19 protein-coding genes are annotated in these 20,891 nt (G+C 36.4%); 7 read left to right on the top strand and 12 right to left on the bottom strand.

Going from position 1 to position 20,891, the window contains the following annotated elements:
- Positions 1-351 precede the first annotated feature (351 nt).
- Positions 352-738 carry a hypothetical protein gene (locus tag PZ898_RS00160; RefSeq protein ID WP_120230576.1) on the bottom strand — a complete coding sequence of 129 codons (387 nt, stop codon included), beginning with the start codon at positions 736-738 and terminating at the stop codon, positions 352-354.
- 90 nt (positions 739-828) lie between these two features.
- Here PZ898_RS00160 and PZ898_RS00165 point away from each other — a divergent pair, with 90 nt between their 5' ends.
- Positions 829-2,331: a carbon-nitrogen hydrolase family protein gene (locus PZ898_RS00165; protein WP_062670801.1), complete on the top strand. Its 1,503-nt coding sequence runs from the start codon at positions 829-831 to the stop codon at positions 2,329-2,331.
- Positions 2,332-2,392: 61 nt separating this feature from the next.
- On the opposite strand, the gene PZ898_RS00170 is transcribed toward PZ898_RS00165, so the two are convergent.
- The 3 genes from PZ898_RS00170 to PZ898_RS00180 all read right to left on the bottom strand — a co-directional run bounded on the left by PZ898_RS00170 (position 2,393) and on the right by PZ898_RS00180 (position 4,286).
- Complete coding sequence (locus PZ898_RS00170) at positions 2,393-3,037, bottom strand: hypothetical protein (protein ID WP_277694476.1); 645 nt, start codon at positions 3,035-3,037, stop codon at positions 2,393-2,395.
- Between the two features lie 146 nt (positions 3,038-3,183).
- A complete protein-coding gene (locus PZ898_RS00175; RefSeq protein ID WP_167497813.1) occupies positions 3,184-3,348 on the bottom strand; it encodes a hypothetical protein in 165 nt (54 codons plus the stop codon).
- A 125-nt stretch (positions 3,349-3,473) separates the two neighbouring features.
- Positions 3,474-4,286, bottom strand: coding sequence for a tetratricopeptide repeat protein (locus PZ898_RS00180; RefSeq protein WP_120230578.1), 813 nt, complete (start codon positions 4,284-4,286; stop codon positions 3,474-3,476).
- A gap of 87 nt (positions 4,287-4,373) precedes the next feature.
- On the opposite strand from PZ898_RS00180, the gene PZ898_RS00185 reads away from it, so the two are divergent.
- The 3 genes from PZ898_RS00185 to PZ898_RS00195 all read left to right on the top strand — a co-directional run bounded on the left by PZ898_RS00185 (position 4,374) and on the right by PZ898_RS00195 (position 8,160).
- Positions 4,374-6,020 (top strand): AarF/UbiB family protein, encoded by a 1,647-nt coding sequence (locus PZ898_RS00185; protein WP_062670795.1) that lies wholly within the window; start codon positions 4,374-4,376, stop codon positions 6,018-6,020.
- A gap of 124 nt (positions 6,021-6,144) precedes the next feature.
- Positions 6,145-6,657: a hypothetical protein gene (locus PZ898_RS00190; RefSeq protein WP_238590574.1), complete on the top strand. Its 513-nt coding sequence runs from the start codon at positions 6,145-6,147 to the stop codon at positions 6,655-6,657.
- 150 nt (positions 6,658-6,807) lie between these two features.
- Positions 6,808-8,160, top strand: a complete 1,353-nt coding sequence (locus tag PZ898_RS00195; RefSeq protein WP_062670791.1) for a DEAD/DEAH box helicase — start codon at positions 6,808-6,810, stop codon at positions 8,158-8,160.
- Between the two features lie 131 nt (positions 8,161-8,291).
- On the opposite strand, the gene PZ898_RS00200 is transcribed toward PZ898_RS00195, so the two are convergent.
- The 5 genes from PZ898_RS00200 to PZ898_RS00220 all read right to left on the bottom strand — a co-directional run bounded on the left by PZ898_RS00200 (position 8,292) and on the right by PZ898_RS00220 (position 12,306).
- A complete protein-coding gene (locus tag PZ898_RS00200) occupies positions 8,292-9,167 on the bottom strand; it encodes a tetratricopeptide repeat protein (RefSeq protein WP_277694477.1) in 876 nt (291 codons plus the stop codon).
- Between the two features lie 10 nt (positions 9,168-9,177).
- A complete protein-coding gene (locus PZ898_RS00205; RefSeq protein ID WP_123277973.1) occupies positions 9,178-9,834 on the bottom strand; it encodes a GDSL-type esterase/lipase family protein in 657 nt (218 codons plus the stop codon).
- Positions 9,835-9,898: 64 nt separating this feature from the next.
- Positions 9,899-10,360: a lipocalin family protein gene (locus PZ898_RS00210; RefSeq protein ID WP_062670787.1), complete on the bottom strand. Its 462-nt coding sequence runs from the start codon at positions 10,358-10,360 to the stop codon at positions 9,899-9,901.
- Between the two features lie 226 nt (positions 10,361-10,586).
- Positions 10,587-11,750 carry an iron-containing alcohol dehydrogenase gene (locus PZ898_RS00215; RefSeq protein ID WP_120230582.1) on the bottom strand — a complete coding sequence of 388 codons (1,164 nt, stop codon included), beginning with the start codon at positions 11,748-11,750 and terminating at the stop codon, positions 10,587-10,589.
- A 136-nt stretch (positions 11,751-11,886) separates the two neighbouring features.
- On the bottom strand, positions 11,887-12,306 hold the full coding sequence (locus PZ898_RS00220) for a helix-turn-helix domain-containing protein (protein WP_277694478.1): 420 nt from the start codon (positions 12,304-12,306) through the stop codon (positions 11,887-11,889).
- 98 nt (positions 12,307-12,404) lie between these two features.
- Here PZ898_RS00220 and lpdA point away from each other — a divergent pair, with 98 nt between their 5' ends.
- Positions 12,405-13,805 (top strand): dihydrolipoyl dehydrogenase, encoded by a 1,401-nt coding sequence (gene lpdA / locus PZ898_RS00225; protein WP_277694479.1) that lies wholly within the window; start codon positions 12,405-12,407, stop codon positions 13,803-13,805.
- A gap of 171 nt (positions 13,806-13,976) precedes the next feature.
- Here lpdA and PZ898_RS00230 read toward each other — a convergent pair whose 3' ends face one another.
- Both PZ898_RS00230 and PZ898_RS00235 read right to left on the bottom strand, forming a co-directional pair.
- Positions 13,977-14,582: a hypothetical protein gene (locus PZ898_RS00230; RefSeq protein ID WP_277694480.1), complete on the bottom strand. Its 606-nt coding sequence runs from the start codon at positions 14,580-14,582 to the stop codon at positions 13,977-13,979.
- 37 nt (positions 14,583-14,619) lie between these two features.
- On the bottom strand, positions 14,620-15,024 hold the full coding sequence (locus tag PZ898_RS00235; RefSeq protein ID WP_062670778.1) for a hypothetical protein: 405 nt from the start codon (positions 15,022-15,024) through the stop codon (positions 14,620-14,622).
- Positions 15,025-15,246: 222 nt separating this feature from the next.
- Between PZ898_RS00235 and PZ898_RS00240 the strand changes: the two genes are divergently transcribed.
- Positions 15,247-17,781 carry a phosphoenolpyruvate carboxylase gene (locus PZ898_RS00240; RefSeq protein ID WP_277694481.1) on the top strand — a complete coding sequence of 845 codons (2,535 nt, stop codon included), beginning with the start codon at positions 15,247-15,249 and terminating at the stop codon, positions 17,779-17,781.
- 220 nt (positions 17,782-18,001) lie between these two features.
- On the opposite strand, the gene PZ898_RS00245 is transcribed toward PZ898_RS00240, so the two are convergent.
- Positions 18,002-19,603 (bottom strand): S8/S53 family peptidase, encoded by a 1,602-nt coding sequence (locus PZ898_RS00245; RefSeq protein ID WP_277694482.1) that lies wholly within the window; start codon positions 19,601-19,603, stop codon positions 18,002-18,004.
- An 88-nt stretch (positions 19,604-19,691) separates the two neighbouring features.
- Between PZ898_RS00245 and PZ898_RS00250 the strand changes: the two genes are divergently transcribed.
- Complete coding sequence (locus PZ898_RS00250) at positions 19,692-20,816, top strand: DegT/DnrJ/EryC1/StrS family aminotransferase (RefSeq protein ID WP_277694483.1); 1,125 nt, start codon at positions 19,692-19,694, stop codon at positions 20,814-20,816.
- Positions 20,817-20,891 lie beyond the last annotated feature (75 nt).

The raw sequence follows: 20,891 nt of genomic DNA on the forward strand, positions 1-20,891 counted from the left end.
TCCTGCCCATTTTGGGTAGGATTTTTTTGTTAAAACTGTTTCAATGAAGAAATGATCAGTAAAATATTTAAAGCAATTAACAAGCAATATATCAGCTTGAAGAGTATATGTTTATGGAAAATGACATAACTTGTTAACATAGTACCTATTAAATAGAAGTAAATAAAACTTTTTGCTTCCTGGGGTTTTATTTCAGATGCTAAAAACAAGTTTAAATTATGCGAAACATTGACTGATGTATCAGCATAAAAGATTCTTAAAATAAACATAATGGTGACGCTTATGAGTAAAATTACTGCGTATGGTTTCATCAACTAATAAAAATTTAATTTAATCGGACAAGAATGATTTTTAATTTACATTGTAAAAATAAAAATCTTCCGCAGAAAAAGCATTCAGGTTTTCTATAAAATCAAAATAAGCATTATAAATATCAGGATCTACAGTCAAATACGGATTAGATAGCGTATCGACAATAATATATTCTATATCACGAAATGTATGCAGAATATTTTTTACCTGTAAAGCATATAGCTTTTCTATAAAAATCAGAGGATAATTCAGACAGATATATCCCACAGTTTTATTTCCCAAATTTAGAATAGCAATTTTTTCTGTTTCCTTTTCTATATCAGTGCGATAAGGAAATGAAAGCGCCTCGATTACAGAACTGAAATCAGAGTGTTTCCAATAATTATTTGAGTGAACTGCTGCTTGTAAAATTTCGGTGATATCCACTGTTAAATTTTGTATAAATAGTTGGGGAAGTAGTTATCTATAAGGATTTAAGTAAAATATTTTCACTAAATTTAAGTAAAATTACATCAAATGCAAATAGAAACAAGAAACCTGACCCTTCAGGATTATGATGAACTGGCGGAAACGATGAAAAGGGCCTACCCACAGATGTCGGAGTCTATATGGTCCAAAAAAAGTATTGATAAACTGACCAAAATATTCCCTAACGGACAAATTTGTATCACGGTTGACGGAAAACTCGCTGCTGTAGCGCTTTCCATTATCGTCAATTATGAAGAATTCGGGGACGACCATACCTATAGTGATATTACAGGAAATTATACATTCAATACCCATACTTCAACGGGGAATGTTCTCTACGGAATTGAAGTTTTTGTAGATCCTGAGTTTCGGGAACTGCGTTTGGGAAGAAGATTGTACGATGCACGAAAAGAACTTTGTGAGTTATTAAACCTGAAATCGATTATTCTTGGAGGCAGAATTCCCAATTATCACAAATACAGCCACGAACTTTCTGCAAGAAATTATATCCGAAAAGTAAGAGATAAGGAGATCTATGATCCGGTATTGTCTTTCCAGCTTTCCAATAATTTTCTTCCGATAAAAATCCTGAAAAAATATCTTCCGGAAGATGAAGCTTCAAGAGAAAATGCAGTTCTTTTGCAGTGGAACAACATTTATTACAGCAGAAAGCCGAATACCATGCAGGACAGCATTATCCGTCTCGGATTGGTGCAATGGCAGATGAGGCATTTTAAAGATATTGAAGCTTTTTACGAGCAGGTAGAATTCTTTGTAAACGTAATGGGAGATTACAAATCTGATTTTGTCCTTTTCCCTGAGCTGTTCAACACGCCTTTACTGGCTCCCTTCAATAATCTTTCCGAAAGGGACAGTATGATAGAGCTGGCGAAGCTGACAGAGGAAATCAAAGAAAAAATTTCAGAGCTGGCCATCAGTTACAACGTCAATATTATTTCGGGAAGCATGCCTGTTTTTGAAAATAATGAATTGTACAACGTAAGCTATCTTCTTCACCGTGATGGACGTATGGATGAATACAGAAAAATTCATATTACTCCAAACGAAAAGAGATATTATGGAATGAAAGGCGGAAATGAAATCAAAGTTTTTGATACCGACTGCGGAAAAATAGGTCTTGTCATCTGCTATGACGTGGAATTTCCGGAGTTACCAAGAATTCTGGCCGATCAGGGGATGAAGATTCTGTTTGTTCCTTATCTTACAGACACTCAGAATGCCTACATGAGAGTACGCCACTGTGCCGCAGCAAGAGCCATTGAAAATGAATGCTACGTTGCCATTGCCGGTTGTGTAGGAAACCTTCCGAAGGTTAATAATATGGATATTCAGTTTGGACAGGCTGCTGTATTTACCCCTTCCGATTTTGCCTTCCCATCCAATGCCGTGAAAGGAGAAGCTACTCCCAACACAGAAATGACCCTGATTGTAGATGTAGATCTGAATCTGTTGAAAGATCTCCATCATAACGGTTCTGTTCAGGTAATGAAAGACCGAAGAAAAGACCTTTACGAAACCTACCTTAAATAAAAATATCTGCGGCAGCTCCAACGGAGCTGCCGCAGATATTTTACTATCCAAACGGACCGAACTATCCTTTTTTAGCAGATTCTCTGATTAAATCCTGATTGTTTTTATAAACCTCATATTGTTCCGGGCTTAATATCTTTTTAAAATCTTTATCAAGGACTTTAAAATCGCTTATAATAACCTTTTTTGCCTTATTGCTGTCAGCATCTTCAGGACTCGCATTTTTCTTGTTGAGACGCTTTCCAAAATCTTTCTGAACTTTCTGTACTCCTTTGAAGTTGATCTCGTATACCTGCTCAACCTGTCTTTCAGTCAGATCCAGAATAGGAACCATAATCAATGTTCTGAAAAGAGCAATCTTTTCTGCTCTGTCTTGCTTTACTACAGCCATCTGCTCAGGAGTAAGAATCTGCTCCATCGCCTGATGACGCTGGGCAATGATGCTTACAAATTCGTCAGCAATCATTTTATTATTCTGGGAACTGCTATTGTCACCGGCTTTGTTATCAAGAGCAATAAGAGCATCTGCTGTCATTTTATTGATCTCTGTAACCTTATTTGCCTGTGATTCTGTAAGCCCTAAATAACTTATTTCTTTTGTGGCCACTTCTGCAATAGATCTCGCTGATGCTACCTGTGCTTTTACTTGTGTTGTAAACAGAACTGCTGATAAAATAAGACCAGCTGAAATAATTTTTTTTAACATAGTGTTGTAATTATATAGTTGTATTTTTTTCTTTTCAGATGGAAATAATGTGCCAGAAATTGAGGTACATAGGCATTTTTCAGGGTAAAAAAAATACCCGAAGAATATTTCTTCGGGTACCGTATAATTCTGTATAAACTCTGGTCTTACATATACTGAGGGCATACTACAGCAGGGCAGATCAGTCCAGGACATTTTGGTCTTCCGTCTGTAGGGCAGCATTGGTTTGAGCAGTTTCCGATAATGATTCCGCTTCCTGCAATTCCTTTTAATTGTTCTCTTGAAAGTTTGTTGTTTCGTAAATTTTTCATGTTTTAATACTTTTGAATTGTTTTAATTTGTATGTTGTAAATATATTAATTTTTATAATATACCACCCGTTTTTATTAATATTGATGTATATTATCCTTTAAAATATTGATTATGTGTGAATTTTTTAATTTTTAAGCTCTGTGCATTTTGCCTGGGAAATGACATCATCAATCCCTGTATTTCCAAATTGCCTGCTTTTAAGAAAGCTTTTACATGCATTTTCCTGTTGCCCCATAGCTAGCAGCACTTCCCCACGAATATAAAGAACCGTTGGGTCGTCAGAATTATATTGCAGGGATCTTTCTAAATCTTTAAGCGCAGCATCATATTGTTTTAGCAAGGCAAAAGCCGCCCCTCTGTTTCCAAATCCTTTCTGGCTCTCTTTTAAGGACAATGATGTATTGAAATCTTCAATAGCTTCAGAATAATTATCCATTCGCATTTTTATATATCCGCGGTTCAGATAATTGCTGAAATTTTTAGGTTGTTTTTCTACTGAAATATTGGCGTCAGCCAAAGCTTCATTATACATTCCCAGTTCTGCTTTAACGCCCCCTCTTTCACTATATAAATCATAGTCTAAAGGATCTCTCTCTATCGCAATATTATAATACTCCAGTGCTTTTCCAAAATCGGCCAGAGAGGAATAATAAGTAGCGTAAAAAGAATAGACCCTGCGATTTTTGGGGTCCAGTTTAAGAACTTTATCAAAATCTTCTTTCGAATTTTTAATATCCTCCAAATATAAATAAGACATTCCTCTGTAAAGATAAGAGTCAAAAGTTTTTTCTTTTTTCTCGATGGCCTTAGTAAAAAGTGAGATTGCTTCTTTGTAATGTTCATTAATATATTCCGCATATCCAAGGTTGTAATTAGACTGCCCTGAAAGGATGGAGGAAATAATGAGGAAAAAGAACAAGAGTATAGTTTTTTTCATAGGTGAAGTTATTATTGTTTTTGTTCTCGAATTTAATAAAAAATAGGAACAATTTTTGGAGTAAATTGCACCTACTATTGATACACTATGTTTGACAAGCCTCAAAGAAAACTGAAAAGATCCGCAAGACTGATTTCCGTATTAAGTAAATATGGATTCAAAGATATTCTGGCTAGAATGAATGGAAATAAGCAGGAAGAAGCTTCTGGTCATTCAGATGAAATCATTTCAAAAGGAACCGTTTATGAAAGAATAAGACTCGCTCTAGAAGAGCTGGGACCTACCTTTGTAAAATTGGGTCAGACATTTAGTAACAGGGAAGACTTATTGCCGCCGGAATTGATCCAGGAGTTACAAAAACTTCAGGACAAAGTGGATACGGTAGATATGGATGTGGAAGAAGCGCTGGAAAGTGAATTCAATATTTCCGTCAAAGATTATTTCCGTGAAATTCAGAAAAAGCCTTTGGCTACGGCTTCCATTGCACAGGTGTACAAAGCTGTTCTGTTGGATGGCAGTCCGGTAATTTTAAAGTTGAGAAAACCTGATGTTCAGTCTGTCATTGAAGATGATTTACTGTTGATTAAAGATATTGAAAAGCTGATATCCACTTATTCGGAGATAGGAGAAAAACTCAATCTGAAACAGGCTATTTCTACCTTTGAAAGATCTTTACTCGAAGAAGTCTCTCTGATCAATGAAAAAAATAATATCCAGCAGTTCCGTCTGAATTTTAAGAACAATAAAGAAACATACGTTCCTAAAGTGTACGAAGAATTTTCCAACAACAATATTCTTTGTATGGAATTTATTGATGGAATCAAAGTAACCGATAAATCTGTTCTTTTGGCCAATGATATCGATCCTGTAAAGGTTTCAGAAACAGGATTGAGACTCTTTGTATCACAGATTTTAGACTATGGGTTTTTCCATGCCGATCCTCATGCCGGAAATATTTTAGTAAGAAAAGACGGCAGAATTGTTTTCATCGATTTCGGAGCAGTAGGGAAAATTCAGCCTAATGATAAAGAAATTCTTGAAAATCTTATTGTCAGTTTTGTCGCTAAAAATTCGCATAAAATAGTCCGTTCACTCAAAAAAATGGCCATAAGCTATGAAATTCCGGACGAAAGAAGGTTTGAAAATGATGTGGATGATATTCTGAATTTTGTTCACAGCTCGTCATTACAGGATATCAATGTACAGGTGATTATCAACAAGATGAAGGATATATTGAAAGACAACAGGCTTTATATGCCGGATTATTTCTATCTTCTGTTCAAAGGAATCAGCCTGATAGAAGGAGTGGGAAGGAGTATTAATCCTGATCTTGATATTGTTAAAAGTCTTCACCCTTACACCAAAAAGATTTTTACCAAGAAAATCAGTCCTAAAAATCTTTTGAAAACAGGGATGGACCGGATGATGAATTTCACGGATAATGTGGATGAAATTCCGAAAGAGCTCCGTTCCGTTCTTCAAAAGCTGGATGAAAATAAATTTACGGTTTCCAGTGAAATCAAAAATATAGATAAGACCAACCAACTGATCAAATCCAGTGTCATCAATCTGATTCTGGCTATGGTTTTAGGAGCAAATATCATTGCCACAGCCATTGTCTTTTCTTCCGAGTCCGGACCAAGAATCGGAGAACTTTCATTAGTAGCAGTTTTAGGCTTTATCTTTTCAATCCTTTTAGTTATAATCCTCCTGCTAAGAGTAACCAGAAAATAATACACGTATTATGTGATTTGACTTGCATAGTTGACGTTATAATGCAGGATGAAAAATTGTAAAATCTTTAACTTTTAACTTATAAATCGTAACCCGAACGCCGAAACTCGTAACTAAACCAACAATGAAAACACTTATTATAACAACAATCACCTTATTCAGCTCATATTGTATGGCTCAACAGGGACGTGAAGAGAAACTTCAGGGAGATTTTGACGGAAACGGAACAAAAGAATACGCCTATACAAAAGTCAGCGACTGTGGTGACGAATGTGAAGGAAAGTGCGAAACAACCATTTATTTCAGTGATAAAAACATAAAACCTATAACCATTACACCTGCAAACCAGGGAAGTCTGTATAATTTGGGAGATCTTAATGGTGATGGGAAGGAAGAGATCGGATTTTATCCCAATTGGTGTACCAGCTGCTGGCATCCTTTTTATGTGTATACTTTAAGTAAAACGGGCTGGAAACCATTATTGCCTTCTATTTCAACGCATTGTAATCAGTGGGAAGAGGATCAATTCCCCATCAAAAAAGATCCTAAAAAGAAAGGATATGTTATTGTTACCTCCAGTAAATGGGAAGATGATGATATTAAAATCAAAGTCAATAGTGTAAAGGTAAATGAGTAATTAATTTGTTGCTGGTTGTTATTTGTTGCTAGAAACATCAGTGTATTTGGTAGTAATTCCCTATAATCAGATAGCTACTCTCTGCAACCTGCTGTCTAATATCTGCCAACTCAAATTTTCAACTTGTAATTAAATACCTATCTTTGCAAAATGGAAAAACTCACTTTTGCGGATTTTGACCTTCCGGTTAAAATTCTTGATGTTTTAGCGGATCTGGAATTATTTGAACCTACTCCCATTCAGGAAAAGAGCTTAAAGCCTATTCTTTCGGGAAGGGATGTAATGGGAATTGCACAGACCGGAACCGGAAAAACATTGGCTTATCTTTTACCCGTTCTGAAAACATGGAAATACAGTAAGACAGGAAATCCAACTGTTTTGGTGCTTGTTCCTACAAGAGAATTGGTAGTACAGGTGACTGAAATCCTTGAAAAACTGACGGAAAATATTACTGCAAGAGTAATCGGAGTATACGGTGGAAAAAATATCAATACTCAAAAACTATTGTTCAATGATGGTTGTGATATTCTGGTAGGAACACCGGGAAGAGTGATGGACCTTTCCATAGACAATGCAATCTCTCTGAAGGAAGTTCAGAAGCTGATCATTGACGAATTTGATGAGATGCTTAACCTTGGTTTCAGACCACAGCTTACCCACATTTTTGAAATGATGAAGGAGAAAAGACAGAATATTCTTTTCTCAGCTACTATGACAGAAGCAGTAGATGATATGTTGGATGAATATTTTGCAAGTCCGGTAGAAATTTCATTGGCAAAATCAGGAACTCCACTTGAAAAAATTGAACAGACAGGGTACAAAGTTGAAAACTTTAATACTAAAATCAATTTACTTGAACATTTGCTGAAGAATGATACAGATATGTCCAAAGTATTGATTTTTAACAATAATAAAAGGCATGCTGATCTGCTCTTTACTAAAATCGATGAACTTTTCCCTGAACAGTTTGATGTGATTCACTCCAATAAATCGCAGAATTACAGACTAAAAGCGATGAAAAGGTTTGAGAATGAAGAGATCAGAGGCTTGATTACTACCGATGTCATGGCAAGAGGTCTTGATATTTCAAACATTACGCATGTCATCAATTTTGAGACCCCTGAAGTTCCTGAGCAGTATATCCATAGAATCGGTAGAACGGGTAGAGCAGATAAAGAAGGAAAAGCTTTGGTTTTTGTAACGAAAAAAGAAGAACCTTTGCTGCTTGATATCGAGCTGTTGATGGACAAAGAATTGAAATTTAATGAATTCCCTGAAGGTGTTAAGATCAATCCTAAGAAAATCGCTGCCGAAGAAGATCAGGTAGTGATGAAAAATCCTGTACAGGTAAAACTGAATGAAGGAGGCGGAGCATTTCACGAGAAAAAGGCTAAAAATACCAAAGAAAACTGGGGTGGACCTTCTAAAAGAAAAGCTCCTAAGAAGTTTGGAGCCAACAGAGCGCAGCAGAAAGCAATTTCGAAATCGAAAAGAAAGAAATAAAATAAAAAAACGATTCCTGGTATTGGAATCGTTTTTATTTTTTTAATCAAATTGAATGTTATTGTTCTTTAAAATTTCCTTGAATTTATCCATTTTGCCTTCCTCTTTCATACCCTTGTAGATACTCCCTATTACAGCTTCTGCATCAGAACGGTAAGGGGATTTCTGCTCAGTATAAATTCTGTAAGCTTTGCAGATATAATCAAGTCCTTTTTCATTTTTTTTAAATGAGCGAAGTAGATTTGTCCTATCCCATAATAAACCTCTGGATCATTGGGATATACTTTGTCAAAATCATTATAGGCATCTATAGCTTTCTGATATTCTTTTTTATAAATATAAGCTATTGCTATATTCTGTAAAGGCATTTTACCCTTTGGATCAACGGCTAATGACTGTTTGTAGGCATTAAGAGCTTTATCATATTCTCCGATCCTTCTATAAGTAATTCCCAGATTATCCCATGCATAAATAAATTTTGGATCAATCTTTACAGCCTGTTCGTAATTCTGAATGGCTTCTTTCCAATCTTCTCGTTTCCCTGCTTCAGTGGCTTTTTTATAAAAGTCAATGGCTGTATTATTTTTTGAGAACTTGTCATAATCTGTTTCAATAGTTGTAGTAGCTCTCTTTACACTTTCGCAGTTTTGCATCAGGTAGCGCTCAAGTTCATTATAGCTGTCTTTATACTGTTTTGAATTTTTACTGGTATCAAATGTCAGATTGACCTGTTTTTTTCCATTTACTTCAGGTGCATTTTCAGATTGTTTTTCAGCTCCCTTCAAAAGAGTTGAGATCTGAAGTGCTCCTGTGTATTTATCAATGCATGCATGAACATCTTTGATGATATCTTCCTTCTTTCTATTGGCTAAAGCAATAGAATCAGCACATTTACAGGCGTTTTCTGAAAGTTCCTGAAGAACAGTTTTTTCATTCGGCTTCTCCTGAGAAAATGAAAGAGAATACAGTAAAACAAAGAATAAAATGGTTATTGGTTTTTTTATCATGGGTTGTAGTTTATTTCAGATAAGGAGTGATAATCTTTGTCCAGATTCTATATCCCTCCGGTTTAAAATGAAGCATATCTTCCACAAAAATATCTTTTCTTACCTTTCCGTTGGCATCTTCCATTGCTTTGGTAACATCAATAAATTCTGCGTTTGGTTCTTTTTTCATAAAAGCAGCAATCTTTTTGTTGGCGATTTTCATCTGTGGCCAGATCACTTCTCGGCTCGGCGAATATTTGATGGAGATATAATCTACTTCAATATCAGGAAATCGCTCACGTATCTTTTTGTAGAAAGCTTTGAATCGGTCAACGACTACTTTGGCTTTTAGCTTATGATTATCAGCAAAATCATTTTCACCACAATAAATAATGATCTGTTTGGGTTGGTAAGGTGCTAGGAGATCATTTGCAAAATTATTAAGGTCTGTAAGTCTGGATCCCCCGAAACCTCTGTTGATGATTGTTTTGCCGGGAAAATAATCCGCTACATCCGTCCATTTGGTGAATGAGGAACTTCCGATAAATAAAATAGCATCCTTTTGAGGCGGATTTTGCTGGTCCAGCTTTTTAAATTCCTGGATGTCCTGCCAGAACATCGGTTTTTTTTCCTGAGAAAAGGCAATAGCAAAGTACAGCAATAGAAATGCTGATAGAATCTTCTTCATTATATTCAGTTTTAAATTAGATATAAAAGTAATAAAAAACTCCCGATTAGCGGGAGTTTATATTTTATCTTTTGTAGGTAACGTAAGGGATATCCGGAATTTTATCTCCATCCATATCAAAGATCCCTGACTGCTGGGCAAGTTTAAGATCTTTGGCTGTTAACATATCAATTCTGTAATTGACAGATCCTTCGTCGCCAAGTTTAATTCCAATAATTTTTGAATCGGCATCGTAGGTATATCTTCCTTCAGTTTTGGGAGCTGGAGTACAGTTGGCCCCTTCTCCCGTATACGCCGTGTAGCTCACATAATAATCTGTTCTTAAGAAAAGAGTATTTTTGGTTGCACATCCGGTTAACGTTTCAGTATAAAGCACTGTTTTATTATCTTTTCCGGAAATTACTTCCCTTTTAACTTCCTTCCAATCTCCTTTCATGATATCCATATCATAAGCTTCAAGATTATCATCTTTACAAGAAGTAAGCGCCAGGGCAGAAAAGGCAAATAAAAGTAGCTGTTTTTTCATTTTCACAAATTTAAGAATATGCTAAAATATAAATAAATTTGAAATATCTATAATGAAATAATGATTTTTTAAACGAATGTTTGTAAATTAAATAATTTTATGAATATTGTGATGAGAGATACAAGTTTTCAGGGTTTATATACTCAACTTTAAAATTAATATAAACACTGTCATCCGAATCTCGAAATAACATAGCTCGAACCTCGTGCCCTGTATCCCCAATCCCTTAATAACTCATTTCTACAATCTTATAAGCATCCTGCGGAGTCAGTTTTTTGTATTCTCCAAGTCCCAGCCAGTTTCTTTCTGTAAAGGCTTTTTCAACCTTTTCAGCTGTTCCTTTAAAGTCTTCCGTATATTCGGAAAGCTTGGTTTTGATGTGAAGACTGTGGAAAAATTCTTCCAGTTTTTTAATACCCAGTTCAGCTTTTTCCTCTACGCTTCCGTCTTTGATTCCCCAAACTCTTTCAGCGTACTGGGCCAGTTTTCCTTTTTTATCTTCAAAGTTGTAACGGTAATGAGAAGGAGCAATAATTGCCAGTGTTCTTGCATGATCAATACCGAAGTAAGCCGTCAGCTCGTGCCCCATTGCATGTACTGCCCAGTCTGTAATCACTCCCTTCTGGATCAGGCCGTTTAAAGCCATTGTACAGCACCACATAAAGTTTCCGGCAGCATCGTAGTTGAAATCATCAGCCAATACTTTAGGAGCAGTTTCCTGCAGGCTGATCAGAATGCTTTCTGCAATTCTTTCCTGAAGGTCTGCAGAAGAAGGAGCAGTCATATATTGTTCCAAAACGTGAGTGTAGGCATCAGTAATTCCGTTCACGATCTGGTTTTTAGGGATAGTTCTGATCACTTCCGGATCCAGAACAGAAAACTGTGGGAAAAGTCCTGGTCCTCCCGAAGATAATTTTTCATGGGTTTCTCTTCTTGAGATCACATATCCGGAATTCATTTCTGAACCTGTTGCAGGCAGTGTCAGAATGCTTCCAAAAGGCATTCCTTCTCCTTCAAATGTTCTTACCGACTTTCTCAGGATATCCCATGGCTCACCGTCATAATTGGCTGCTGCAGAAAGGAATTTTGTGCCGTCAATCACAGATCCGCCACCTACAGCGAGAAGGTAAGTAATATTTTTCTCTTTGATAAAATTTAAAGCATTGATCAGAACTTCATATTCAGGGTTGGCAGGAACTCCGCCAAACTCATATAATTCATGTCCTTTTAAAGCCTCTTTTACCTGATCGTAAACACCATTATTTTTGATGCTTCCGCCACCGTAAATCATTAATATTCTTGCATCTTGAGGAATTTCTTTGGAAATTTTAGCGATTTCACCTTTCCCGAAAAGTATTTTTGTTGGATTTTTAAACTCGAAATTAAGCATTGTTCTAAATTTATTTTAAGTCAAATTTACGGAATGAAAAAGGAAAAGTGAGTTAATGAAATTTTAAAATTGCTATTATTCATTTTTATGAAAGCTATTGCTTTGAACTTCTTTGATTAATGTTTTTTATTGCTTTCTAATCCAAATGCGATGTTTCAGGAGAAAGATAGGCTTTTGCCCTTTTTATAAAGGCTTGCTTATCTTTTTTGATCTCTTCCAGTAATTTTTTCCGGTCATCAGGGATCGTGAGATACTGATCACCCCAAAGGTTGATTTCAACGATCACGGGGATAAGATCAATCCCTTTCTGAGTTAGAAAATAAAGAATTTTCAACTTGCTGTCCGGATGGTCTTTTTTATCAATTATCCCATTGTCTAAAAGGTTTTGCAGTCTTGTGACCAGAATGTTGGTAGCTATTTTTTCATCTGCCTTAAGAAAGTCACCATAAGTACATTCCTTTTTCAGCATAAGGTCTCTAATAATAAGCAGAGACCATTTGTCACCCCACATTTCCAGTGAACAGCTGATCGGGCAGTCGGATCGTTTTTTACTCATTTTGTTAATTTTAAAATAATGCTTGCAAAATGAAAGTGTTTATTATAATTTTGCTTTTATTTTGCAAGTAAATTTAATCATAAAAATTAATAAATCAAATGGATCATTATGACATTGCCGTAATTGGCTCAGGACCCGGCGGATATGTAGCGGCGATACGAAGCGCCCAGTTGGGATACAAAACCGTGATTATAGAAAAGTATGATACATTGGGAGGAACATGTACCAATGTGGGCTGTATTCCGACTAAAGCATTATTGGACAGCACTCATCATTATGCTGAAGCACAGCATCAATTCAAGGAACATGGGATCAGGCTGGATACTATTGAACTGGATTTTTCCCAAATGTATAAAAGAAAAGCAGAGGTAGTTTCAAAAAATACAGGAGGGCTGGACTTTTTAATGAATAAAAATAAAATTACAAGGTTAAAAGGGACAGCAAGTTTCATCAATAATTCTACCCTAAAAATTATCAGTGAATCTGAAATTAAAGAGATTACTGCACAGCATTATATAATTGCTACAGGCTCAAAACCATCAACTATTCCAGGAGTAGATATTGATAAAAAAAGGATTATTACTTCCACAGAAGCCCTTTCTTTGCAGGAAAAGCCGGAATCTATGGTAATCATAGGCGGTGGAGTGATAGGAGTGGAAATGGCGTCTATTTTCAACCGCATCGGAACGAAAGTAACTATTCTGGAATATGCCGATCATCTGATTTCCACCATGGACCATGAGTTAGGAAAAAGCATGCAGAAGATTCTTAAAAAAGAAGGAATTGATATCCGTCTCAATCAATCTGTATATAAAACCCAGAATGTAGGCTCTAAGGGCAAAGTCTTTTTTAAAGATAAAAACGGAACAGAAGGTGAACTGGAAGCAGATTATATATTGGTAGCAGTGGGAAGAAGCCCTTATGTAAAAGGTTTGGGTCTTGAAAATACAGATGTACAGCTGGACGAGAGAGGTTTTATTAAAATAAATGAAAACAATCAGACTTCAGTGCCTGCTATCTATGCAATAGGAGATGTTATTGGTGGAGCAATGTTGGCTCACAAAGCGGAAGAAGAAGGTGTTTTTGTAGCGGAAACCATTAACGGACAAAAACGTCATATTCATTATAACCGCATTCCTTCAGTAGTGTACACGTGGCCGGAAGTAGCTTCAGTAGGATATACCGAAGAATATCTGAAACAAAATAATATTGCATACAATGTAGGGAAATTTCCATTTTCTGCCAGTGCAAGGGCCCGTGCTTCAATGGATATGGAAGGTTTTGCTAAAGTTTTGGTAGATCCGAAATATGGCGAAGTGCTGGGAGTTCACATCATTGGAGCCAGAGCTGCAGATTTGATTGCTCAGGGTGTTATCGCTCAGGAATATGAGGTGACTGCAGAAGATATGTTCCGTATTTCCTATGCCCATCCAACCTATTCTGAAACTTTAAAAGAGGCTTATTTGATTGCTTCAGGACAGGGAGCAATTAATATATAAAGAAGTACTATTAAATTTGAACCATTAAGATTTTTGAAGAATGTAAGAATAATTAAGATTCATCTGAGATGACAATAAAAAGCAAAGCTCAATACAATAGCTTTAGGCATTCCCTTAACTATCCTTATCAATTTAAAAAATCTTAATGGATTATTTGCGTTTTTAAAAGAATCACAAAGAATTACAGTTTTCATCCTTCGCATACACGCCATTGCTTTTTGCCTCCAGTTTTCCTGTTTTTCTGTTGATTTTAACCCAAAAAGATTCTTTCACAGCCGGACAACCCTTAGATTGCATGAGGTACATTGAAATATAGCGGTCTTCAATTTTATATGATCCGGTAAAGCGATTGCTTGTATCCACAGAATACCCATACGTTTTAGCCAGTAAAATAGCCTCCGGAAGATTGTCTACCGCTCCGATAAAATCTCTTAACTGCTGTTCACTGGAAAAGTAAACCGATCTTTCATTCTTACATGCCAGAATGTATGAGAAGCAGTTGTTCCCAATACACTTCTGGAAAAAACCTTTTTCAGGAACTGGTTCATTAATGGTCATAAAGTCAGGAGCCTGGCTTTCATAGAGTACTGATTTTTCATAGTCCGCATCATTACTCAGAACACGCCAGTAAGCATAGTCTTTATCAGGAACAATGAAAGGATAGAGATATTCTACGGTACCGAGGATATCAGGAATTTTTTTATAATCATCGGGAACCTTGATCTGACTGTAAAACAGATTGGAGAGAATCAGGGAAAATGTGATGATTATTTTCATATAGAGTAGGTTTCCGGTGCAAATGTAAGAAAGAGAATTATTCCAGTACAATTTTATAATATCCTTTTTCAGCAGTTACATCAATATCTATACCTGTAAACGTTAATTTATTAATTTGATAGCCATCACACCCTCCGTTAAATTCTGATGATTGTATTGAAAAGTCTAAGTCTTTAATATTAGAAAAGAATTTATACTTTTTTGTTCCATTATAGGCACCTACATTTTCTACAATGATCATATTGTCAGATGTTTTGGATAGTTGGACACTATTGTTATCTTCGTCCTGAACTGAATAAGTGGTCAATGTTCCATTGGCAATAAGATTTTCATCATTAGAATCCACAAACTTAAAAAGTATCGGCAGAGGTGGATTGTAACAATCTTTTTCACAAGAGATGAAAAGAAGGGCTACGAGTAAAAAAGTAAATATTTTATTCATGGATGATGGATGGTGTGAGGAGTAAAATTAATCAAAATTATATTAAATCTGAATGAGTAAAAATGGATTTCTATAATTTTAAAACCTATACAAGTATTCCATAGTTAATCGTTTGTTTACTCTGGAAAAAGTATTTATAAAATTTTTTAAAAAATAGTTTTCATCTTTTATTTTTGTCATTTGTCAATTAAATTAATTTCAAAATCGCTTACATTTGTTAGTATGATACATGACCAACGCGCAGAAAAATTCAGGCAGATTGTGGAAAATAAGTTCCAGATCTATAATTCATTATTTATGAGCCTGCCTTATGATAAAATGACGAATATCGGAATGCTGCTTCCATTTCTTTATGAGGAAAGCAGGACCGGCTATGAAGCAGGAAAAACTCCTGAAGATATCGTCGAAGAATTCTTTAAAAACCATACCGATCTTCAGAACGAAGAGCAGAAACTTGAACTGCTTTTCAAGATCATACAATATATAGAAAGACAGGTAGTTTTGTTTGACAGTATTGAGGATGCTGCATTTCCTAATCTCCATTCAGAAAGTGATAATGGAACGGTGACCAACCTCTTTGAGCGTTCTTTTCAGGATCATAAAATTGAAAAAGTACGCGAGAAATTGAAAGATTTCAGTGTTAAGGTTGTATTTACTGCGCACCCCACTCAGTTTTATCCAAGTTCGGTACAAAGAATTATTCAGGATTTGAGAGGAGCGATTACAGGTGATTCAGTGACGCAGATTGATATGCTTCTGCAGCAGCTGGGGAAGACTCCTTTTGTCAATAAAGAAAAACCTACTCCGATAGATGAAGCACTAAGCATTATTTCTTACCTGAGATATGTGTATTATGATACCATCGGTGAACTGTTTACAAAGATCAAAAAGACTTTTGGAAACGGACATTTTCACCTTCATGAAGATATTATCCAGCTTGGTTTCTGGCCGGGAGGAGACAGAGACGGAAATCCTTTTGTAACCGCAGAGGTAACGAAAAGAGTAGCGGAAGAACTTCGCTCAGCCATTCTGAAGTCTTATTACAGCCATTTGAAATTTATCAGAAGAAGATTAAGTTTCAGAGGTGTTTCCGAAGTGTTGACCCAGTTAAGTGAAGAGCTGTATGCTGCCATTTTTAACGGGAAAAGCATTAAAGCCGAAGATATTTTAAAGAAAGCCAATGAGGCAGAAAAAATATTGATCAATGAGCATAATTCTTTATTTTTAGATCTTTTGGTCAATTTCAGGGATCGTGTGATGATCTTCGGAACTCACTTTGCTACGCTGGATATTCGCCAGGACAGCAGAATTCATCAGAAAGTTATTGATGAGGTATATGCAAAAGTTTACGGAAATGAAGAGGCTGATTACGAACAGAAGTTCAGTAAACTGATTCAGATGTCAGAAACGGTACATGCGGAGGATTTCGAAGATATTGTAAAAGATACTTTATTAACGGTTTCTCAGGTTACAGAAATCCAGAATCTGAACGGACTGAGAGGAATGAACCGTTATATTATTTCCAATTCTGACGCGGTAAAAGATGTTATGAATGTATATGCCTTCTTTAAAATCTGCGGTTATCGGGATGAAGCGATCAATATGGATATTGTTCCGCTTTTTGAAACCATGGAAGGACTTGCCAATGCAGAAAATGTAATGAATGAGCTGTATCATAATCCTGTTTATAAAAAGCATCTTGAAAAAAGAGGAAATCAGCAGACGATCATGCTTGGATTCTCAGATGGAACCAAAGACGGAGGATATTTAAAAGCCAACTGGGAAATTTATAAAGCCAAAGAAGTACTGACAAAACTTTCCGAGCAGAATAATATTAAAGTGGTATTCTTTGACGGTAGAGGCGGACCACCAGCCAGAGGAGGAGGGAAGACCCACGATTTCTATGCTTCTCAGGGAAAAACAATTGCGAATAATAAAATAGAACTAACAATTCAGGGGCAGACGATTACCAGTATTTTTGGAAATAAAGAACAGGCAAAATACAACTTTGAACAGCTTCTGACCGCCGGTGTAGAAAATGACGTATTCAAAAATTCAAAAAAAGAACTTACCGAAAAAGAAAGAGCTTTGATTATTGAGTTGGCGGATATCAGCTATAAAAAATATTCAGATCTGAAAGCGCATCCTATGTTTGTTCCCTATCTGCAGGAAATGAGTACGCTTGAATATTACGGAAAAACGAATATCGGAAGCCGGCCTTCAAAAAGAGGAAACGGAAGCGAACTGAAGTTTGAAGATCTGAGAGCCATCCCGTTTGTAGGATCATGGTCACAATTGAAGCAGAACGTACCTGGGTTCTTCGGTTTTGGATATGCAATGCAAAAGATGAAAGAACAGGGCAGATTTGAAGAGGTAAGGGAACTTTACAAAGGGTCAGATTTCTTTAAGACTTTAGTTCTGAACTCCATGATGAGTATGAACAAGTCTTACTTCCCATTGACTTACTATATCAAAAATAATCCGAAGTTCGGTGCTTTCTGGAATGTCCTTTTCGATGAATATGAGCTTTCCAGAGACATTATGCTGGAACTGACAGGATTTAAAATGCTTCAGGAAGAAGATCCGTTGTCCAGAAAATCGGTGAAGATCCGCGAGAAGATTGTACTTCCGTTGCTGAGTATTCAGCAATATGCTTTAATGAAGATTCAGAAAGGAGAAGGCAACAAAGAAGCTTATGAAAAGCTGGTAACGCGTTCACTGTTCGGGAATATTAATGCAAGCAGAAACTCTGCATAAGCTATTTTTTTAATAAGAATAATCATAACGAAATGATAATCAATATCAATAAAAAACGGGCTTTAGCCCGTTTTTTATTATAAACCATTCAATGAGCTTTAGCTCAAACTTATTTTTATGTTGTAATACGACAAAAAATAGTAATATATCTCCCATAGATTGTACAGATGTTTATGTTGTATTAAATCTGCTCAATCTGAGTAATCTGCGAGAAACAAAATTATTCCTTTAAGAATTTTTCGTAGAAAACCTTGTCCTTCATCTGAATCTTCAGATAATAAGTTCCTTTGGAAAAATCTTCCACTTTTATAGATTTCTGGTTGTTGCTTTTTCTGATGAGTCTTCCCAGGTTATCATATATTTCTAACGTCTGAACTTCTTGCTCTGACGCAATATTCAGGATGTTTTTTGCAGGATTCGGGAATATGGAGAACTGGGCTTTTTTTACAGTCTCAGAGGTATTTAGAACCAGATTGTATAAACTTCCGAAATTAAGAATTCCAAATCCTGTCTGATCGGTATGGGCAGGATAAAGTGAAGCCGTTTGTCTCAGCTTTGCTCTCATCTGCTCTCTGTTCATTGTTGGGAATGCCTGAATAAGACATGCAACACCGCCTGCGGCAATAGGAGTAGCAATAGAAGTTCCGTTTACAACTAAGGTCGCATTATCATACACGGTTGTTGTACCGCTCCCTTGGGTACTTCCATCCGGTTTTACCACCCCGAGAGCATTAGGCCCGAAAGAAGAAAATCCGGATGCATTTCCGGCTGAATCTACAGATCCGATAGAAAATACTTTTGCATTGTCAGAGGGTGTCATAAGGTAATGCCAGGGCTGTTGTCCGGAGTTTCCTGCAGCAGCAAGAACAAAAATACCCTTGTCAGCGGCAATACCTGCTCCACGGGCAATAAATGAAGTATTCCCGTCCATATTGGCATATGTGTAATTGTAACGGCTTTCGTCAAAAACATTGTATCCTAGTGAAGAAGTAATAATTTCTACTCCTTTTCGATCTGCTTCCTCAGCAGCTTCAATCCAGTAGAGTTCTTCTTCGGGAATCTCTACGGTAGCATTTTCACTGCGGTAAAGATAAAAGTCAGCATCAGGTGCAGCTCCTACAAAAGCGTCTTGAAGATATCCGCCAATAGCACCTAACACGACGGAGCCATGAGTACTGAGAGATGCATTGTAGATGTCTCCGGTTTTGGTTACAAAATCATAAGAGGCTTTGATATGATTATTGGTCCACAATCTTGAAAAAGCAGCACCTGTATTCACCGTTGGAAATCCGGCATCAATCACCGCTATGGAAATTCCTGTTCCCGTATAGCCTGCCAGATGAAGCGGCCGGATATTCACCTGATCTATTTGTCCGGCTCCGGAACCGTAATTAAAATTGGTAAGTATTTTATTGATGCTGGCATCGTCTTTCCATTTTCCTGGTGCTGGTTTCACAGTAGCAGAACTGTTTCTGGCAAAACTTTCAACAGAGGAAACATAAGTTTGAGCCTGAAGTAATGTTTTTTGTGCAGGAGTAGCATTAACTGCTGCACCATTAAGCCATTTTGAATAATCCGTAACAACAAATCCCAAATTTTGAAGATTCTGAAGATAAGACTGTTCAATAGGAGCATCCTGATCATTGAGGGGAATTCCCAGCGCGGTACGCCTGTTGAGTGATTTCTGGCTGAGTTCCGACAGCGGATTGGCGTAAAAAGCAGCTTTATTAGGCTTATCCGTGAAGTAAACAAAGACGAGCTCCGTTTGTGCGGAAACGGCAAGGTAACCAGTTAGGAAACAAAAGAGTAAAAGTTTTTTCATAAAATTTATTTGTATAAAGATAAAAACAAAATCAATAAAATTTTTGATAGGATTTTAAATTCCTTATTTTTACAGAAATATTTAGTATATGAAAAAAATTCAGATGGTTGACTTGCAAAGTCAGTATTACAAAATAAAGAATGATGTAGACAATGCAGTTTTGAATGTAATGGATTCTGCGGCATTTATTAACGGTCCTGAAGTAAAGTCTTTCCAGAATGAATTGGAGTCTTATTTAGACGTAAAACATGTTATTCCGTGTGCCAATGGTACAGATGCATTACAGATTGCCCTGATGGCGTTGGATCTGAAAGAAGGAGACGAAATTATAACAGCTGATTTTACTTTTGCTGCTACAGTAGAAGTTATTCACCTGCTTAAATTAAAGTCTGTACTGGTAGATGTAGATTATGATACATTCACAATCTCTACTGAACAGATTAAAAAAGCAATTACGCCCAAAACAAAAGCGATAATTCCGGTGCATATTTTCGGACAGTGCGCTAATATGGAGGAAATTTTAAAAATTGCTGAAGAGCACAATTTATTTGTTGTTGAAGACAATGCTCAGGCAATCGGTTCAGAATATACATTCTCTGACGGAAGTGTAAAACAGGCAGGAACAATGTCTACTGTGGGAACCACTTCTTTCTTCCCTTCCAAAAACCTGGGATGCTACGGAGACGGAGGTGCTATCTTTACCAATAATGATGAATTAGCCCACCGTTTAAGAGGAATTGTAAACCATGGAATGTACGAAAGATATTACCATGATGAGGTAGGAGTAAACTCACGTTTGGACAGTATTCAGGCTGCGGTTTTAAGAAAGAAACTTCCTCATCTTGATTCTTACAACGAAGCAAGAAGAAAAGCAGCTGATTTTTATGATGAAGCTTTTGAAGGGAACCCGAATATTCTGACTCCAAAAAGAGCGGAAAACTCTACTCACGTATTCCACCAGTATACATTAAGGATACTGAATGGAAAACGTAATGAGCTTCAGAAGTTTTTAGCGGAAAAAGAAATTCCTGCAATGATCTATTATCCGGTAGCATTAAGAAAGCAAAAAGCATACTTCCAGGAAAGCAACGCTGCAGACTTTGTGAATACAGATAAGCTTTTGGATCAGGTAATTTCGTTGCCAATGCATACAGAATTAGACGAAGAACAGCTGAAGTATATTACGGATGCAGTGCTTGAGTTTATGGGATAAAAATAAGTATGAAGGAATTTTTTTTAAAAGGGAGAAAATATAAATTCTTTTTAGGATTTCACCTTTTTATTGTGG

The sequence above is a fragment of the Chryseobacterium sp. WX genome (genome assembly GCF_029542485.1).
In the GTDB taxonomy this organism is placed as follows: Bacteria; Bacteroidota; Bacteroidia; order Flavobacteriales; family Weeksellaceae; genus Chryseobacterium; species Chryseobacterium cucumeris.

Bases quoted from the DNA above. Each gene is read 5' to 3' on its own strand.
- PZ898_RS00165 (WP_062670801.1), top strand. From the start codon at position 829: ATGCAAATAGAAACAAGAAACCTGACCCTTCAGGATTATGATGAACTG.
- PZ898_RS00170 (WP_277694476.1), bottom strand. From the start codon at position 3,037: ATGTTAAAAAAAATTATTTCAGCTGGTCTTATTTTATCAGCAGTTCTG.
- PZ898_RS00175 (WP_167497813.1), bottom strand. From the start codon at position 3,348: ATGAAAAATTTACGAAACAACAAACTTTCAAGAGAACAATTAAAAGGA.
- PZ898_RS00180 (WP_120230578.1), bottom strand. From the start codon at position 4,286: ATGAAAAAAACTATACTCTTGTTCTTTTTCCTCATTATTTCCTCCATC.
- PZ898_RS00185 (WP_062670795.1), top strand. From the start codon at position 4,374: ATGTTTGACAAGCCTCAAAGAAAACTGAAAAGATCCGCAAGACTGATT.
- PZ898_RS00190 (WP_238590574.1), top strand. From the start codon at position 6,145: ATGAAAACACTTATTATAACAACAATCACCTTATTCAGCTCATATTGT.
- PZ898_RS00195 (WP_062670791.1), top strand. From the start codon at position 6,808: ATGGAAAAACTCACTTTTGCGGATTTTGACCTTCCGGTTAAAATTCTT.
- PZ898_RS00200 (WP_277694477.1), bottom strand. From the start codon at position 9,167: ATGATAAAAAAACCAATAACCATTTTATTCTTTGTTTTACTGTATTCT.
- PZ898_RS00205 (WP_123277973.1), bottom strand. From the start codon at position 9,834: ATGAAGAAGATTCTATCAGCATTTCTATTGCTGTACTTTGCTATTGCC.
- PZ898_RS00210 (WP_062670787.1), bottom strand. From the start codon at position 10,360: ATGAAAAAACAGCTACTTTTATTTGCCTTTTCTGCCCTGGCGCTTACT.
- PZ898_RS00215 (WP_120230582.1), bottom strand. From the start codon at position 11,750: ATGCTTAATTTCGAGTTTAAAAATCCAACAAAAATACTTTTCGGGAAA.
- PZ898_RS00220 (WP_277694478.1), bottom strand. From the start codon at position 12,306: ATGAGTAAAAAACGATCCGACTGCCCGATCAGCTGTTCACTGGAAATG.
- lpdA (WP_277694479.1), top strand. From the start codon at position 12,405: ATGGATCATTATGACATTGCCGTAATTGGCTCAGGACCCGGCGGATAT.
- PZ898_RS00230 (WP_277694480.1), bottom strand. From the start codon at position 14,582: ATGAAAATAATCATCACATTTTCCCTGATTCTCTCCAATCTGTTTTAC.
- PZ898_RS00235 (WP_062670778.1), bottom strand. From the start codon at position 15,024: ATGAATAAAATATTTACTTTTTTACTCGTAGCCCTTCTTTTCATCTCT.
- PZ898_RS00240 (WP_277694481.1), top strand. From the start codon at position 15,247: ATGATACATGACCAACGCGCAGAAAAATTCAGGCAGATTGTGGAAAAT.
- PZ898_RS00245 (WP_277694482.1), bottom strand. From the start codon at position 19,603: ATGAAAAAACTTTTACTCTTTTGTTTCCTAACTGGTTACCTTGCCGTT.
- PZ898_RS00250 (WP_277694483.1), top strand. From the start codon at position 19,692: ATGAAAAAAATTCAGATGGTTGACTTGCAAAGTCAGTATTACAAAATA.